This is a genomic window from Spartinivicinus marinus (assembly GCF_026309355.1).
Taxonomy (GTDB): Bacteria; Pseudomonadota; Gammaproteobacteria; order Pseudomonadales; family Zooshikellaceae; genus Spartinivicinus; species Spartinivicinus marinus.
On sequence record NZ_JAPJZK010000001.1, the window covers coordinates 5,325,603 to 5,341,370 of the forward strand.

The following is a 15,768-nucleotide window of genomic DNA, read 5'->3' on the forward strand; positions in this document are numbered from 1 at the left end:
ATGACGACACCACCACAATTTTACACCATTCGATTTGGGGATACACTGGATGCTATAGCGGCCAAATATGATACGACTGTTGATGATATTCTGACGGCCAACCCGCACATAGAAAAACCTGATTTTCTTCCCATGGGGAGGCCTATCCTTATTCCAGATAAGCCTGTTGTTTTTGAGCCCTCAGATGATGGTGGATTACCTAAAATTGCCAAAGTCAATGAAGTACCCGAGCAGATACCCTCAACGCCCCAGTCACCTGAGCTTTCAAAAGCTGAGCCCAATCAGAAAATTAAAAACACCCACCCTGATTTGGTCAAGTCGGAGGAGTCAATTCCGAATAACATTAAAGAAGACTGTATGCCTTGTAAGAAAAAATGCAGGGTAAGAATTGGCTGTCAGCATAACTCAAGGGTGTATGATAAAATGCCTAAGACTTATTCTGTTGTGCCAGACACTAAAAAAGAAAATGCTTTACAGTATCATTTTGATGTTGTGCACGTTTGGCTAGAAGGTGACAATGCGCCAGATGTTATTTATCTTGATGGAATACCTCAAAAAAAGCAAAGTGCTGGTTATGGAGGCAAACATTTTAAAATTGAAGTGCCTTACGCTGATGACTTAAAAACAGAAGACCAAATAACCCTGAAAGGCCTGTCAGAAAAGTTTACCCGTCCCATTAAAGAATTTAAGTTGACTGGTGCTTGTTTAGGGGAAGTGATTATTAAAGTACACTGCCCAGATGTATGGGAGATGACAATTGGTTTCCCTGCTTGGGAGTCTCTTGATATGGGTAGACGTCGATATGGTGGTGCTCGTGCTTCAACAGCAAGAGAAGAGGTTATCCATGTTAATGAGCGGGAGGGCAGTACAACTCATAGCATTAATCAACACCGTAACCTAACGACAGGTGAAGTATTAGCTCACGAGGCTGAACCTGGTGTGAGCTACCCGGTTGGCGTTGCATTAAAGTGCAATAATAAACAACTAAAGCTAGATGATGTAATGGCTTTTTATAAAGTCTTCGAAGCAGGGAAAAATATATCCGAATTATTTCAAGCTGTGCTTGCTCATTGCAAACCCAAATGGGGAGTTTATTTTACATTAACTTATGGGTTTATGGAGGGTGGGTTTCTTGTCAAATGGCATGAAAAAGAGTATCTCCCTGATCATCGTGCTTATACCTACTTTGAATTTTCCTTCTCGGTAAAAATTATTACTATAGCTTTAGAAATTGGGATTGGGGTTTGGGTGACCAATGATGTAGGCGCACAAATATTCTTTAAAGTCACAGGTGAGATTGGAGGTAGTAGTAAAGTACTGTGTGATGCACCATCAGAAACGCTTGGTGCAGTAAAAAAAGACATTATTCTTATAGGTAAACTGGAATTTGATTTAGGAGTCAGAGCTGAAGCAGGCGATAATGTTAAGTTTGAAGCTATATTAAACTCAGGTTTTGAGCTACCAGCCACAGTCAGTATTGCGCCTACTGGTGATCCTTGGTTTAGTGTGAAAGGGGATTTGAAGTGGAAAGGTATTACAGGCAAGATGAAGATTATGCTTTCATCCGGCAAAGGTGGTGGCTCATTTGAGTATGACTGGGAACAAAATTTTGTAAAACCCTATCAAGTATTTGATTTTTATTTTCCTGGGAAAGAGCAAAAATATATTCCACCTTTTGTTGAAGAGCATAAAATACGTAAAATATTTGAGGATGCATTAACTGATGGTTTTAATATTGAGGTCTCAAAAGTACAAATTAAAAAAGGTGGGTGGTATGGTATATTTGATAAGGAAATTGTGACTGATATGAAAATGGAGAATATTATTGATGCTTTAGTAGATCCAATAATTAAAAATCCTTATATGAAGCCTGACGAAGAAACCATTAAATTATTAGCCATGAAAGTAAATGAGGATTTAGAGGTAATGGGTGAACGAGATTGGGAGTGGGATTATGTGGCTAAAAAAGATTTTGATAAATATGTAAGAGGCAAGTACTTAGACATATTAGTAAACTATGAAGACCAGGCTTTAAAAAACTCTGATAGAGTAGCAGGGAGATATCCACGGGCTGGTTATATAGAACGTAAGAAGTAAAAGACTATTTAACATCTTTAGCACAACGAAATCCAATAAAACTCTGTTCGCGGGTGGAAGGGTTCATACCTTTTCTCGTATACAGATATTTAAAACTTATATTTCTATTGACACGAGCCCCCCTAAATACTTTTTCTTCACCAGACTGAGGGCCTTTTGGGTCTTTTTCTGGTGAGTTAAAAAAATAATCAGTGCTATACCAATCGCTGACCCATTCAGCATATCCTGTTTCCATACCATATACCCCCAGTGGGTTGGGTGGGTAAGTGTCTATAGGTGCAGCATATTGTTGGTATTCATTAGGTGCCGTATTCATCCCAGGCTGTAATGTATTATCATCAGTAGCATATTGTACATCTTGTCCCCGACTACGTGCCGCATATTCCCATTCAGCTTCCGTCGGCAGCCGGTAGGGCTCACCACTCATGTTGGCTAACCATTGGCAATAGGCATTAGCATCTTCCCATGTCACGTAATTAACAGGAGATTTAGGTGAAAGTCCCACAAACTCACCATCAATGGCCTCGTCTATGAAATGATTGGTTACCTTAGCGAAAAACTGATAATCTTCCAGTGTGGTTTCATATTTACTGATATAGTAATCACTCAATGTTACTTTATGCTCTAAGGCATTATGGGTTTTATGGGGGTTTTCTTTTTTATAGTTAGCAGGTTGGTTGCCCATAATAAAGGAGCCCCCTTGAACCAGCAGCATATTCTCCTTAGTTCTAGCTAACAGCTCGTTAGTACGTTTTTCCAGTTCTTCTGGGGATAAGTCATCTGAGCAACCAGAAATATTCAACAAAATAATACACAACAACAGAAAAGGAACTATTGAATTACGCATAAGCTGTTAATGTTGCTTTGTTGATTAATGATGGACTACATACTAAACATTTTAATTATAGAATAACTTGCTAACCTTGGTATCAAGCGGAGCTGAATTTAGGTTCTATCTACAAGCTGTTTAGGCTGGCAATGATAGTATGAGTTTACACTATAGAATTCGTCGTTCAATAGCACTAGGTTTATTTTCGGTATGTTTAGTTCTGGGAATAGCGTATGTTGGCTATCAGGCTTATATAAAATTGCTACCACCTTTCAACTTGAGTGACATAGAGGACTCAACATCTACAATGAATCATCACTTATTCTTACAACTTTCTTCTGGATACTCAGTAGTTGACGTTATAGTCAATGGCTTGTTTTTTACCCGACTAGCTACAATAGAAGACACTGGATTTGGTATGCGTTTGTCATTCAATGAGTTCTTGGTGAAAGGGGAAAACCAAATCGATTTCTTACTAGTCCCTAATGGCCCTTTACCTACTTTTTTAGCAAATAACCTTAGTATTAAAATATTTAGCAAGCATCAGGGGCAAGTAAAAAACCATACTGAAAAAGTAGTTTCTATTAAAGACTTAGAAAAGGCTTCAGGTAAAGATACATACCATTTCCGGCTTAATTTTAAATACGACGGTTTTGATCTATCGCCTTGGCTCGCCCAACTCAGTCCACTCACTGAACAAGAGGCCATCAGCTTTGCAAAGCAGGTTGTGCAAATAATTAATGATAAAAATCACGATGCCTTAATGAATGTGTTCTATGTGAGGGGAAAGATCTACGCCCAAGCATATAGTCAAGAATTTGAAAAAGACTTTGGCCGACTTGCACGTACCATTCAAGAAACTTTTATTAAGAATGGCCTAGAAAAGTCGGTCTTTGAGGATAAAGAATTTGTGGTAAAACCTTACTTTAATAACAAGGTTTACAGTATATTTATAGTTCCAGACTACACACTAGACATCAATAAGCATCTTACGCCATCTGACCAACCCAGAGACTTCTTAGTCAGCCGGCCAGAAGGGGGTAGCCAACGATTTAACATGGAAGTGTCTATTGCTAAGTTCCAGGGTAAATACATCTTTTTTATTTAGAAGGCTTATCACGTGCTAATAGATAAAGTAGGCCAAAACCTCCTCCTAAGAACGCACCGATTGCCAAACCGATGATCGGTAAAAATAGGTCTATAAATGAATAAATAACAACTTCCTGAGGGTTATAGGGGGCATAGTAAATTTCTACCTTAGACCCTACTCGGTAGGGTGTTTCACTGGATCCTGTTTTATTGATCGCCTTGATGGCTACCCCTCTATTAGTGGTGTATTCAATTATCGGGTAATAGATGTCAGATTCTTCATAACGATGCCCACGATTTAATTTATCGTAGTCTACTACGATACCCATGGTTTTTTTGCCACTAAAATACAACCAGGTTGAGTATTGGTAAACGTAGAAGCAACCTGCAACGCAGACAAGCCCTACTATGGTCAAGACAATACCTAATACTTTTTCAAAGTTAATTGTCATGTAAATAATAACTCTTTCAACAGGTTGCTTAATTACATTTAAATTAAGACGCTATAAATAATTAGTAGAGGTGTCCTTAAGCGTGTGTCGTCGTGACCAAAACGCCGATGTTGGCCAGCGTTTTTCACGTTTGTATACTTCAGATTTTAAATGACAGTAATGGATAAAATTGCGTTGCACATCGTCCCGGTAGGTGTCGAACGCTAGGCTATTTGTATTTTGTTGACTGGCCATTAAGGCTTTGCCGGCAAAACAGCCAGAGCTGACTGCAAATCCAAGCCCCATAGATGATACTGGATCAAAAGCGGCGGCTGCATCGCCAACCGCTATAAAATACTCTGGTTGCCGATTAATGCTTATTTGGCTATTAGCTGGACGCACCCACAGCCGTTTGGCTGTTGCATCCTTCAAGCGTTTACATAATTGTGGTGCCTGGCCCAATAGCCGACACCAGTTGTTTGGTTTTTGCCACTGATATTGGCTAACAAGATCAGCATCAGAAAACCAAGTGAGTACTGTTTGTTGGGGTGTTAATGCGGCGCTATACCACCAGCCTTGCTCACAGGTTTCCAACACCTGTTCCATAGGCTGGGTTGTTTGATCCGTTTCTAAAAAGCACCCAACTGCCACGAGCCGATCTAGTTTTTTCCGCTCAATACCTAGCTGACGACTGATAACTGCACTACGACCAGTGGCGTCTATTAAGTAGTTTGCCATCACATGAATTTTTCCCTGTGACGCATGATGTGCAATAAGGTGCCAGCCGTTATTTTCGGTTTGATTCACACTCAATTTTGAGCAGCGGGGTAACACATTACCACCTCGATCAATCAGCGTTTTTAATAAGGCTAGGTCAAAAGCATCCCGATCCACATTAAACGTGGTACCTACTGTCGTAAAAAGGCTGTCATGCAGGCTAGCTAAATGGCTACCCCAATAGCTAGTTTTACCATAGTTTGGGTGAAAGCATTCTTGCTTAAGGGCATCAGTATCCATATGCAAATAACCCAGTATATCCAGCAGGCTAGGGGACACATGTTCACCCACCCTAACCTGCTGCAGGTCACTACTATCGATGACTAATACTCTGTCACCACCATGGTGCAAATAGCTTATACCACAGGTGGCGCCGGCTGGCCCGGCACCTACAATAACAACATCAACATAAAATGTGGTCATATACATCTAGCGCCGTGCTCTTGTACCACTACGAGGCGACCCCAAACCACCATCAGCAATTTTAACGCGCTTAAATGCACGCTCTTCAAAGTAACGGGCCATACGCTTACCTTTAGTGCCTTTTTGACTTAAGCTAACACTGTCATCATCAATGAAAAATATCGGAATAGTGGTTTCATTATCTGCACTGTTACCCGTCAGTTGACCTATACCCACTTCTTTGTAACTGAATAGCTCGTTATTGCGCTCTGTTTCGGTGAAGTAGGCATAACCTGGGTTCGCCGCATTATTGTCGCGAATAAATGCTAATGCTGACCAATGCTCCACCATTTGGGTAAAACTATTAATCCCCCGAGCGTAATTAATCTGTTGTCCAGCAGGTAAATGATTGGCTGACTGCCCTTGTTGGGTATTTTCACCGCTCAGCACATCCCATGGGCTTTGTGGTGGCCACCAATAGCTGTAATAGCTTGGAGCTAGGGGTTGGGAGGTTTGCTCAGTTTCGGTTAAGTTTAACTGTTGTGTTTCGCCTAAGGGCCTGCCATCCAGTGACCAGGATTCTTTTTTAACCGTCACTATTTGTACTTCTTTATCGGCTTTATTGACTGTAGTGTCAGTGAAATTAACGTATTGAATTGTACACTGGAAGAAGTCTGCTTGCCATGGACAGGCCATTCGTTTGGTCAGATCACCGGGCTGGCAACCGCCACCTTCACACTCATCTCGTGAGGGAGTAAGGCCGGTATTATCGTAACCATTTAAACCTTGTTCCTGAGCAATGGTATAGGGCGCAGCATAAATAGTTGGGTTTTGTAAGCTCCAGGTAACCTCAATACCTGGGCACATGGGCAAGCCAACACAATTACCAATGCTGGCTTCATCCAAAGGATTCACTGGGTAAGGAGTAAAGCTAGGGTCGTCATCAAATTTACCGTCGGCCCACTGTCCAAGCAGGAACATTTGGGTGGCATCCAGTGCTAAGAATTTTTCGATGGTGTCATTGCTCACCGAATTACTGCCTGAGTTAAGCGGCATCATGGGAATTTGCCCGCCATTTGCCTCGCTATACAGCTGTTCTTGAGGCCTTTCAGTATTGCCCACTTTAGGGTCCAACTGGCGGAAGTAGTTGTAATATTTTTCGCGATTGGGTTTATTTGCCTCACTGTTATCGGCAAAATCAAAATCGTTTGCAAAAAAGCCGGTCATTGACTGAACATTGGCTACCCATTGATAGGCACGAATACGCTTAATAATTGGCTCAATATCTCGTTGATAATTGGCTTGATAGCTACTGTTATAACCACCATTGCTGTACATATCTGGCAGTAGATTTTTTTCTCTAACCCCCACATCAAACATCGTATCGTTTAATGTGGAAATATTAACAATCTCTGGCGCGAAATCTGGTGAGCCAACAATTACCCAAGCACTTAAGGTTTGACTCGGTGTCGAGTCATTGTATGTAATGGTACAAAATACACTGCCATCAGCGATATCATCATGCCAGCTATCTGATCCGCCGTAGCTAGTTAATGGTTCATCGCCACCCGCATTTCCATAGCCGCCTAATACAATTAAGCGCCCTTGGTTATCCGTTTTTAAAGTGCCTAAACTGGTGACTGCGGTGCCATTTTCTGGGCCACTGCCATTGGCATATGTTGGAAATGAAGGGTGAAGATAAGAAGGGGGGACCGATGCTTCATCAAACTCAATGCTTTGCAACCGACCAGAGACAGTCCGAGGGCCGGGGTCGATAATTAACGACTGGCGATCGGCATCAGCAACATTGGGGTTACGGAAGGGAACATGTTGGTTGCTATAGCTGTTATCAGCGCCATATAATAAATTACCTTTTAACTCACTGTATTGGTACCAGGCGGCTTTTTTGTTGGCCAAATGGACTGTCCACTCAATGTTAGCCACATTGGGCGAATCTAGGGTAATTTCTATCCCATGATCATATAACTTAAACACTTGGCCTTGGCGACGAATTCTACCGCATTCATCTTTAAAAGAAGTCACCGGACCGGTGGGTTGATAATTAGTATCTACATCATAAGGCAAACCACCAATAGCGGTGGGGCCAACACAAAAATCATTTGCCTCGCTGTTACCCAGGCGAGCAACACCCACCGAAGGGTGTATAGATAATGTCATAATAGGTTCCTTCCCTAGAGATTTTTTGCCAATCCATACAATATCAATTTAGGTGCATGCTTCTTGATGCCTAAAAATCAATTGCCAAGAGTATAGATAGTTACTCAAGTAGCTGCCAATTGAGGGTAAATGCCCCAATTGTTGTACAACATTACCGTTGTATGTTTGACTCAGTGGGAGGTTGAACCTATCAGTGTATTAAATGGTAAGGCTGGGGCCTTTAAAATACGGCTTATGAAGTTAAGGCTGGTTCCTTTCCAAGCAATACTAAGTAATTTTACGCATGATCCACTCGCTGCTTAAGAAGATGCTTGTTATGGCCAGGAGGTTGATGCAATGATAAAAAAATACCTGTTTTCTGCTTGTATTTTAGGGTTATCTGTTCACAGTTATGCTGACGTTAATCGAATGAAGACTTATGCGGATATTCGTGAGAGCACCGGACTTACGCCAGGCAATATCCGACAAAATGCCGATACAGAGGACCGGCTAGACTCTCCTGGTGACATTTTTGTTTTTGACCAAATTTTGCTGGGAGAAAATGGCAAAGACATTGTAGGTCGTAATGCAGGCTTCTGTATTCGAACAGACCCAGGCATGCCTGATTTTAGTGGCACTGATCATCCTTTACTACCAGATGACCCCAACAATAACTATGGCCAGTGTCAATGGAGCCTTGTTTTTAGTCACGCTGGAAAAGGACAAAAAGGGAGTATACAGGTTGCGGGGCGAGAGTCTGATAAAGGTTTGTCAGAGCTTACAATTATAGGTGGCACGGGAGATTTTTATGGCATTAAGGGGGTGTTATGCAGCACGCCTGAGCCTCAAAATAAACGCTTTAAACAAGTTTTAATTTATTCAATGGATCATAAAGACAAAAACCAGTTACGCTGCCCATAGTGGATGTATTTAAAAAGGGGCATGCCCCTAAAAGACTGTAGACCTATATCGTTGTAATTTGCATAAGTTTCAATAAGCCTCCCTATTATTAATAGGGAGGCTTATTGCTTGTTTTAAGGCTTAATTAACTGTTGACCTGATCGAATGACCAAATTGCCATTAACTCTCGCAATTTTTAACCAGGGCATATCATTGGTAAACTTTAAGGTATGCTCTGGAAAATCAAATTGAGCATGTCTCGCTGCTTTTACAATGGCAGTTGCAATGTCACGAAAGGCTGACTTACCTTCCTCTGTTGCTATATTTGAATACCCATTGACAGCTCTATTAACTTCCTGTTGGATTTGTTGCCAGTGTTTGGTAAAAGGTGTTAGGTTATCAGCTCTGTTAGGGTTAAATCTAAATAAGTCACTGACGCGCTGTCGAGTAACCGATTTAGCCCATAATTCTGGTTGCTCTACTGGATGAATTAAATTGTGGCGGTCAGCAATTCGCGCGGCGTCTTTAACGCCTAATTGGGTTGATGCTTCATTGGTAGTTGCTGGCTGATTAACAGGCTGGTTTGTGCCTGATGGGGTGGTTTCAGAAGCAACTTCACCACGGCTGTTTATTGTTTGTGAGCCACTATCAAATCGGGAAGCTGAAGTCGTTTCTTCAGTAGCCGTATTTACAGGCAGCTCATGGATTTCCGCTGTAGCAGTTTCAGGGGAGTGGGTAAAAGCGGTTTCTGCTTCTGTTGCAAGCCCTTCACCAATAGTTTCTCCTTCTGTTAACAGTTCACTACTGCCAAATTCTGCTGACTCTAAAGCGATACTTTCAAATGCCGCTGACCCAGCTGCTTCACCAGCGGCGATTTCTGGGGCTGCAACAGCACCTACGCCTAAGGAAGCAATTATTGCAGCCACACTAGCGGCCGCATCAACAATATTGCCAATTTGATTGTTTAAGTAAAACTGTGGCCAGAAAGTATCTCTATTACGTTCGGATAATTCATTTTTCCAATGATTTAAAAAAGGTTTTACTTGATTAAAATCCTGTATACTCTGTCCTAAATTATAACCTCCCAGGGTAATGAGGTTTATACCGAAGTTTGCTGCAATTCGGCCTGCTGTGTTTTTAATGCCAAAGTCATCATCTGATCTTGCTTCTTGCAGAATTTGTTCAGCTTCTGCTGTATTTTTTGCTTTTGATAGTTTTACTAGTGTTTCTCCAAGTAAGGTTAAGCTCTTTGCATTATTTGACGAACTATCAAGAGCGGTTATGTGGTTGTTAATTTCAGCTTTTAGTTCATTAATATGAGCCTGACCGTTGGGTAAAGATTGTAAGAAGTCAAATTTGCCATTCTCGAGTTTTTGAGCTGTTTGGTGAAGTAGCTGTTTATAATAGCTAGCTACTCTTGCGTAAGGGTGTGGTTTGCTAGTAATTGCTCCTTCAGCATTAAAGGAAGGCTTCCACTCAGCCACTGCTTGGTTAAAGTTATTGAGTATTTTTTCGTATTGCTCATTGGGATGATATTCAATTTTATCTGCAATTTTTTTGAATGGGTGGCCCATGAAAACACTGAAAGGAGACAGGCTTTCTAATACCTTGCCTGTTTCAGCAAGTGCATTACTTGTAAAGTTACTCTTATCTAACTTAAGTGTTTCTGCTTCCCCATACTGCTCTTTATAAAGCTGTCGAGCTACTGAAAGTAAGGCTGTTCGGTGGAGATCAAAAGGCTGTCCCACTTCTTCCCATTGATGTTCAACTCCATGATTGACAGGATAAAAACCATGTTCGTTTTTTAATGCATTAATAAAATTAGCACGAAGGTTTTTTAAACTATCAAGGGTTGTCTGGTCAGGATTAATGGTTTCATTAAAGTTGGCGTTATTAAATAGTAAGGCGGCTTCATCAAGTGCTTTGCGTTGGGTAAAATTTAATGTGGCCAAAGCAGCTGCTGGCTGATTAGTCAGGTTATTATAAAACGACTCTGGTATGGATAATCCATAGCGGTGTAATACGGCATTTAGTGCTTTTTGTGGGGTATCAATCGTTGATTTTTGACTCCAGTTCACCCAGCTGTCCAAGCGTTGCTGGGTATTACGAAAACGATCACTTACCCAGCCTTTTTGCCAAGCATCGGTGGCAAATAGAGAGCTCTGTTGACTGGCTTCTGAGAGTAATCCTCTCATACCATATTCGTTAAGCGCATTGACATCGACTTTGCCATTTAAAATATCAATGGCTGCTGTTTTAGCTTGTTGCTTAGAGGCATTTGGATGAATAGCGATGTAATATTTAAACGCAAAAACGTGTTTATTCAGTTTTAACCAATAGGTTGGAGTATTGTCAGGGAAGTCAATGGAAGTTGACAATACATCCTCCACTAATTTATTTAAATTACGTCCTGATTGTTGATATTCCTGATGGTTTTTAAATCGCGGATCAGCAAGTGCACTACTAAAAATATCCACCACTTTATGATGTAAGTTGCTCAAGTGTGGTTGGGATTGCTTATTATGCGTAGTTTGTTGGGCAATCTTTGGAGCAACTGCCCGTATGGCTTGCTGAATAGGTGAGCCTTTTGAGGTTTTATATTGTTTAAGGTATTGGGTGTTTTCTTCAGAAAATGAATTGGAGGCCTTATCAGCTTTGGTCTGATAAGTATCCTGCTGATGAGCACTGGTATGGGAAATAGCCATTAGAATGAAGACCTTTTTAAATAAACTGTCTGGTTGACGAAATGAAAATAAAAATAAAGTGGGTTGGTTAATAATTAAAAGTGAGTAACTGATTATTTACAAGAGGAGCGTATGAAGCCTTTCACACTGTATGTAAGGATATTTTTTATAGAGTGGGTGATGTGAACTGATTAATTAATTAATTAATTGATTGTTTAAAAGTTACTTTTTTATAGCCTTAATCATTGGTATATATGCCGTATATGTTGGTTATATGATTTATTACTGATCTCAACTGCTAATCGATAGGTATATTTACTTATAAATATTGTCTGACATTTAAACAGGGTTGGCTGGACTAAAAATAGTCAGCCTTGATTTGAAAAACCTGTTCCAAGATATCTTGAACTTTTTTTAAGAATCCCCATCTTAACGCCAAATACTCAATCAGTTGCATTGTTATTGCAGAAAACCAACTCATAACAGGAGAGTAATGATGCTGGAAGTTAGCCAGTTAACCCGTTGTTATGGCAGTTTCAAAGCGGTTGATAATGTCAGTTTTACCATCGGGAAAGGTGAAATTGTCGGCTTGCTAGGTCATAACGGCGCAGGTAAAACCACCATAATGAAAATGCTGAGTGGTTACTTGGAGCCTAATCAAGGCACCATCAAGATTGATGGAGTAGATCTACAGCTTGACCCCAAGCGGGTCCAGCAAAGCTTGGGGTATTTGCCAGAAAATCTGCCAGTTTACCCCGAAATGTCTGTGGCTGATTACCTTGACTACGCAGCCGAAATTAAAGGGTTAACCAATAACCATAAAATTGCCGAGATCAAGCGGGCAATTCAAGCGACGGATATTGGTGCTAAATTGCTTGAGCCGATTGCCAACTTATCGCGGGGTTATAAGCAGCGGGTTGGAGTGGCACAAGCCATTTTGGGGCAGCCTAAATTATTGATTCTTGACGAGCCCACCAATGGTTTAGACCCCACCCAAACGGATCATATGCGACAGTTGATCCGAGAAATTGCTAAAAATGCGACGGTGATTTTATCCACCCATATTATGCAGGAAGTGAACGCGATTTGTGACCGAGCATTAATCATCCGTCATGGTCAGTTAGCGGTTGATGCCAAACTAGAAACCCTCCGCTTCAGTCATTTTCTACGACTTGTGACGTCCATGAACAGTAAGCAAGTGAAAACCCTATTGGAAACCTTACCGGGTTTAGAAAGTGTCGAGGCCCTTGAACAAGAACCTTCAAAAGCAGTCAAAACGCCTGTTATTCACTACCGTTTAAAGTTAGCTGAAGGTCACAGCCCATTAGAAGTGAGTGCGGTCATTGCTCAACAAGTCGTCGCAGCCAAAGCTCAATTATATGCTATCACAGCAGAGCATCGTGATTTAGAAACGTTATTTAGAGAAGTCAATGAGTCATCTGTTACCGTTCAGTCTCAGGAGGTTAAAAATGCAGCCTAACGGACAACCCCTGCCATTGATTCGTCGGATTGCGGCTAAAGAGGTCGCGCTATTTTTTGCTTCGCCAATAGCGTATTTATTTTTAGCCACATTTGTTGCCGTCACCTTATTTATTTTCTTTTGGGGAGAAGCCTTTTTTTCCCGCAATATTGCCGATGTACGGCCGATGTTTGAATGGATGCCGTTATTATTAATATTCCTGACTAGCACGTTAACCATGCGGTTGTGGAGTGAGGAGCGGCGTACCGGTACGTTGGAGCATGTGCTGACTCAGCCAGTACCACTATGGCATTTTGTGGTCGGTAAGTTTGTTGGCTGTTTATTATTATTAGCCATTGCCTTAACCATTACGCTCCCTTTACCCATGAGTGTTTCATTAATGGGGGATTTGGATTGGGGACCAGTATGGGCTGGTTATTTAGCTACATTTTTATTGGGAGCGGCTTATTTAAGTATTGGTTTATTTGTTTCTGCTCGCAGTGATAACCAAATTGTCAGTTTAATCAGTGCGGTTGCCCTTAGTGGTTTATTTTATTTAGTGGGTACCAATACCATTACTGACTTCTTTGGTAATCAAGCGGGGGAGTGGTTACGTGCACTGGGAACTGGCTCGCGGTTTGATGCTATTACCCGTGGGGTTATTGATTTTCGCGATTTATATTATTATCTCAGCATGATTGCAGTTTTCTTAGCGCTTAATACTTTTGTTTTAGAAAAAGAGCGCTGGGCAACTCAGCAGGTGACCCCACACCACCAAGCCTGGCGGGCAGTAACAGGACTACTGTTAGCTAATGCGATTGGAGCCAATTTATGGTTAGGGCAAATCAATAGCATTCGTCTGGATGCCACTGAAGGTGATCAATATTCTATTTCTGAAGCAACTACCGGTTATCTAAACCAACTGCAAGAGCCATTGCTGGTGCGCGGTTATTTCAGCAGTAAAACACACCCTTTATTAGCCCCTTTAGTACCACAGTTGCGGGATTTAATTGAAGAGTATGAAGTAGCGGGTAACGGTAAAGTGCGGGTGGAGTTTGTAGACCCGGTAGCTAACCCAGAATTGGAAGAAGAAGCGAACCAGAAATACGGTATTCAGCCGGTACCTTTTCAAGTAGCAGACCGCTATCAGGCATCAATTGTTAGCTCTTATTTTAATGTGTTGGTGCAGTATGGCGATGAACATCAGGTGTTGGGCTTCCGTGACTTAATTGAAGTAAAAGCGCGGAGCGAAGCAGATATTGATGTGCAACTGCGCAATCCTGAGCATGACTTAACCCGTGCTATTAAAAAGGTGTTAAATAGCTATCAGGCAGGAGGAAACCTGTTTGATACGGTTAAAAGCGAGTTAGTATTTAATGGTTATATATCTAATGAGTCGGCCTTGCCTGAAAAACTGGTGGACTTTAAAAAGACCATTAATAAGGTGTTAGATAAACTAAAAGCAGATGCTCATGGCCGTTTCACCGTCAACTTTATTGACCCAGATGCTGATGGCGGTAAAGTCGGTCAGCAAATTGCTCAGGATTTTGGTTTTAAACCGATGGCTACCAGCTTACTGAGTAAGGATCGCTTTTATTTTTATATGACTCTGGCAAACCAAGAGGAACAAACGGTGCAAATTCCTCTGGGGGATATGAGCGAGGGGAGTTTTGAACGTAATTTGGAAGCCGGAATAAAACGTTTTGCCAGTGGTTTTACTAAAACAGTGGCTTTAGTGGCACCACAAATGCCTGGTTATAACCCCTATGGTATGGGCGGTGGTGCTAAATTTACTCAGCTAGAGCAATTTTTAGGTGATGAGTTAAATATCAAGCGGGAAGATCTCAGTGATGGCCGGGTATCAGGTGATGCAGATATTCTACTGCTAGCGTCGCCCAAAGATCTGGATGAAAAACAACTGTTTGCTATCGATCAATTCCTGATGCAAGGGGGGACTGTTATTGCTGCTACCTCACCTTATAGTGCTAGCCTCAGTAATCGTAGTTTAAGTTTGCAAAAACAAAACAGTGGATTACAGGATTGGCTTGCCCATCATGGTTTATCCATTGAAGATAAAATCGTGATGGACCCACAAAATGCCGCTTTCCCAGTACCAGTGACGCGTAATGTGGGTGGTTTTCAATTTCAGGAAATGCGCATGCTGGATTACCCCTATTTTATTGATGTGAGAGGTAAGGGACTGAACCAGGACATTGCTATTACAGCTGATTTACCACAAACGACAGTTGCTTGGGCTTCACCGATCAAAATTGACGAAGAAAAACAAGATGGTCGTAAAGTGACTGAATTATTGCGGAGTTCTGCAGGGGCTTGGCTTTCTTCATCCATGGATATTATGCCCAAAATTACCCGTGATGGTTTAAGTGCCTTTACACCAGAAGGTAAACAAGGCTCACACCTGTTAGGTATTATTAGTGCGGGACGCTTTAGCTCTTACTTCGCAGATAAAGAGTCGCCCTTATTAACCAAAGACGATAAGGCAGAAGAGGCTACTGGTGAAGAAGCAGAAAACGCCAAGGATGACCAAGCCTCTGAACCAAAACAAACGACAGTATCTAGTGTTATTTCGCGGTCACCTGAATCAGCTCGGATTGTTTTATTTAGCTCTAATGATTTCTTGCGGGATCAAGTGATTCGCATGGCAGGTTCATCAACGGGTAGTGAGTATCTCAATAACCTACAATTGTTGGCAAATACGGTGGATTGGTCATTAGAGGACGCCGGTTTACTCAGCATTCGATCCCGTGGTCACTTTAACCGTACCTTGCCACCCATGGAGCATGATGTGCAATTATTTTGGGAATACCTCAATTATGGCATGGCGATTTTTGCTCTGGGGATTATTGCCATTGTGCAGCGGCAACGAAAACGCGCTCGAGATAATCGCTACTTAGCTTTGTTGGCCAATTAAGGGGAGGTTAA

At 41.6% G+C, this 15,768-nt stretch carries 10 protein-coding genes; 5 read left to right on the top strand and 5 right to left on the bottom strand.

Going from position 1 to position 15,768, the window contains the following annotated elements:
* On the top strand, nt 1-2,097 hold the full coding sequence (locus OQE68_RS23905; RefSeq protein ID WP_180567880.1) for a LysM peptidoglycan-binding domain-containing protein: 2,097 nt from the start codon (nt 1-3) through the stop codon (nt 2,095-2,097).
* 4 nt (nt 2,098-2,101) lie between these two features.
* On the opposite strand, the gene OQE68_RS23910 is transcribed toward OQE68_RS23905, so the two are convergent.
* A complete protein-coding gene (locus OQE68_RS23910) occupies nt 2,102-2,944 on the bottom strand; it encodes a formylglycine-generating enzyme family protein (RefSeq protein WP_180567879.1) in 843 nt (280 codons plus the stop codon).
* A 139-nt stretch (nt 2,945-3,083) separates the two neighbouring features.
* Between OQE68_RS23910 and OQE68_RS23915 the strand changes: the two genes are divergently transcribed.
* Entirely contained in the window at nt 3,084-4,034 is a 951-nt protein-coding gene (locus OQE68_RS23915) for a hypothetical protein (protein WP_180567878.1), read from the top strand.
* On the opposite strand, the gene OQE68_RS23920 is transcribed toward OQE68_RS23915, so the two are convergent.
* Genes OQE68_RS23920 through lodA form a run of 3 tightly spaced genes read right to left on the bottom strand, consistent with a single transcriptional unit; the run spans nt 4,027 to nt 7,803 of the window.
* On the bottom strand, nt 4,027-4,467 hold the full coding sequence (locus tag OQE68_RS23920) for a DUF3592 domain-containing protein (protein ID WP_180567877.1): 441 nt from the start codon (nt 4,465-4,467) through the stop codon (nt 4,027-4,029). The genes OQE68_RS23915 and OQE68_RS23920 overlap by 8 nt on opposite strands.
* 51 nt (nt 4,468-4,518) lie before the next feature.
* Nucleotides 4,519-5,646: a lysine-epsilon-oxidase maturase LodB gene (gene lodB, locus OQE68_RS23925; protein WP_180567876.1), complete on the bottom strand. Its 1,128-nt coding sequence runs from the start codon at nt 5,644-5,646 to the stop codon at nt 4,519-4,521.
* A 6-nt stretch (nt 5,647-5,652) separates the two neighbouring features.
* Nucleotides 5,653-7,803, bottom strand: coding sequence for a CTQ-dependent lysine 6-oxidase LodA (lodA, locus tag OQE68_RS23930; protein ID WP_180567875.1), 2,151 nt, complete (start codon nt 7,801-7,803; stop codon nt 5,653-5,655).
* Nucleotides 7,804-8,139: 336 nt separating this feature from the next.
* Here lodA and OQE68_RS23935 point away from each other — a divergent pair, with 336 nt between their 5' ends.
* Nucleotides 8,140-8,703 (top strand): dirigent protein, encoded by a 564-nt coding sequence (locus OQE68_RS23935; protein WP_180567874.1) that lies wholly within the window; start codon nt 8,140-8,142, stop codon nt 8,701-8,703.
* A 113-nt stretch (nt 8,704-8,816) separates the two neighbouring features.
* On the opposite strand, the gene OQE68_RS23940 is transcribed toward OQE68_RS23935, so the two are convergent.
* The gene (locus OQE68_RS23940) at nt 8,817-11,387 is read right to left on the bottom strand and encodes a hypothetical protein (RefSeq protein WP_219339980.1); all 2,571 of its coding nucleotides are present in this window, start codon (nt 11,385-11,387) and stop codon (nt 8,817-8,819) included.
* A gap of 472 nt (nt 11,388-11,859) precedes the next feature.
* Between OQE68_RS23940 and OQE68_RS23945 the strand changes: the two genes are divergently transcribed.
* Complete coding sequence (locus OQE68_RS23945; RefSeq protein WP_255490819.1) at nt 11,860-12,846, top strand: ABC transporter ATP-binding protein; 987 nt, start codon at nt 11,860-11,862, stop codon at nt 12,844-12,846.
* Entirely contained in the window at nt 12,836-15,757 is a 2,922-nt protein-coding gene (locus OQE68_RS23950; RefSeq protein ID WP_180567873.1) for a Gldg family protein, read from the top strand. Before OQE68_RS23945 ends, OQE68_RS23950 begins: the two co-directional genes overlap by 11 nt.
* Nucleotides 15,758-15,768 lie beyond the last annotated feature (11 nt).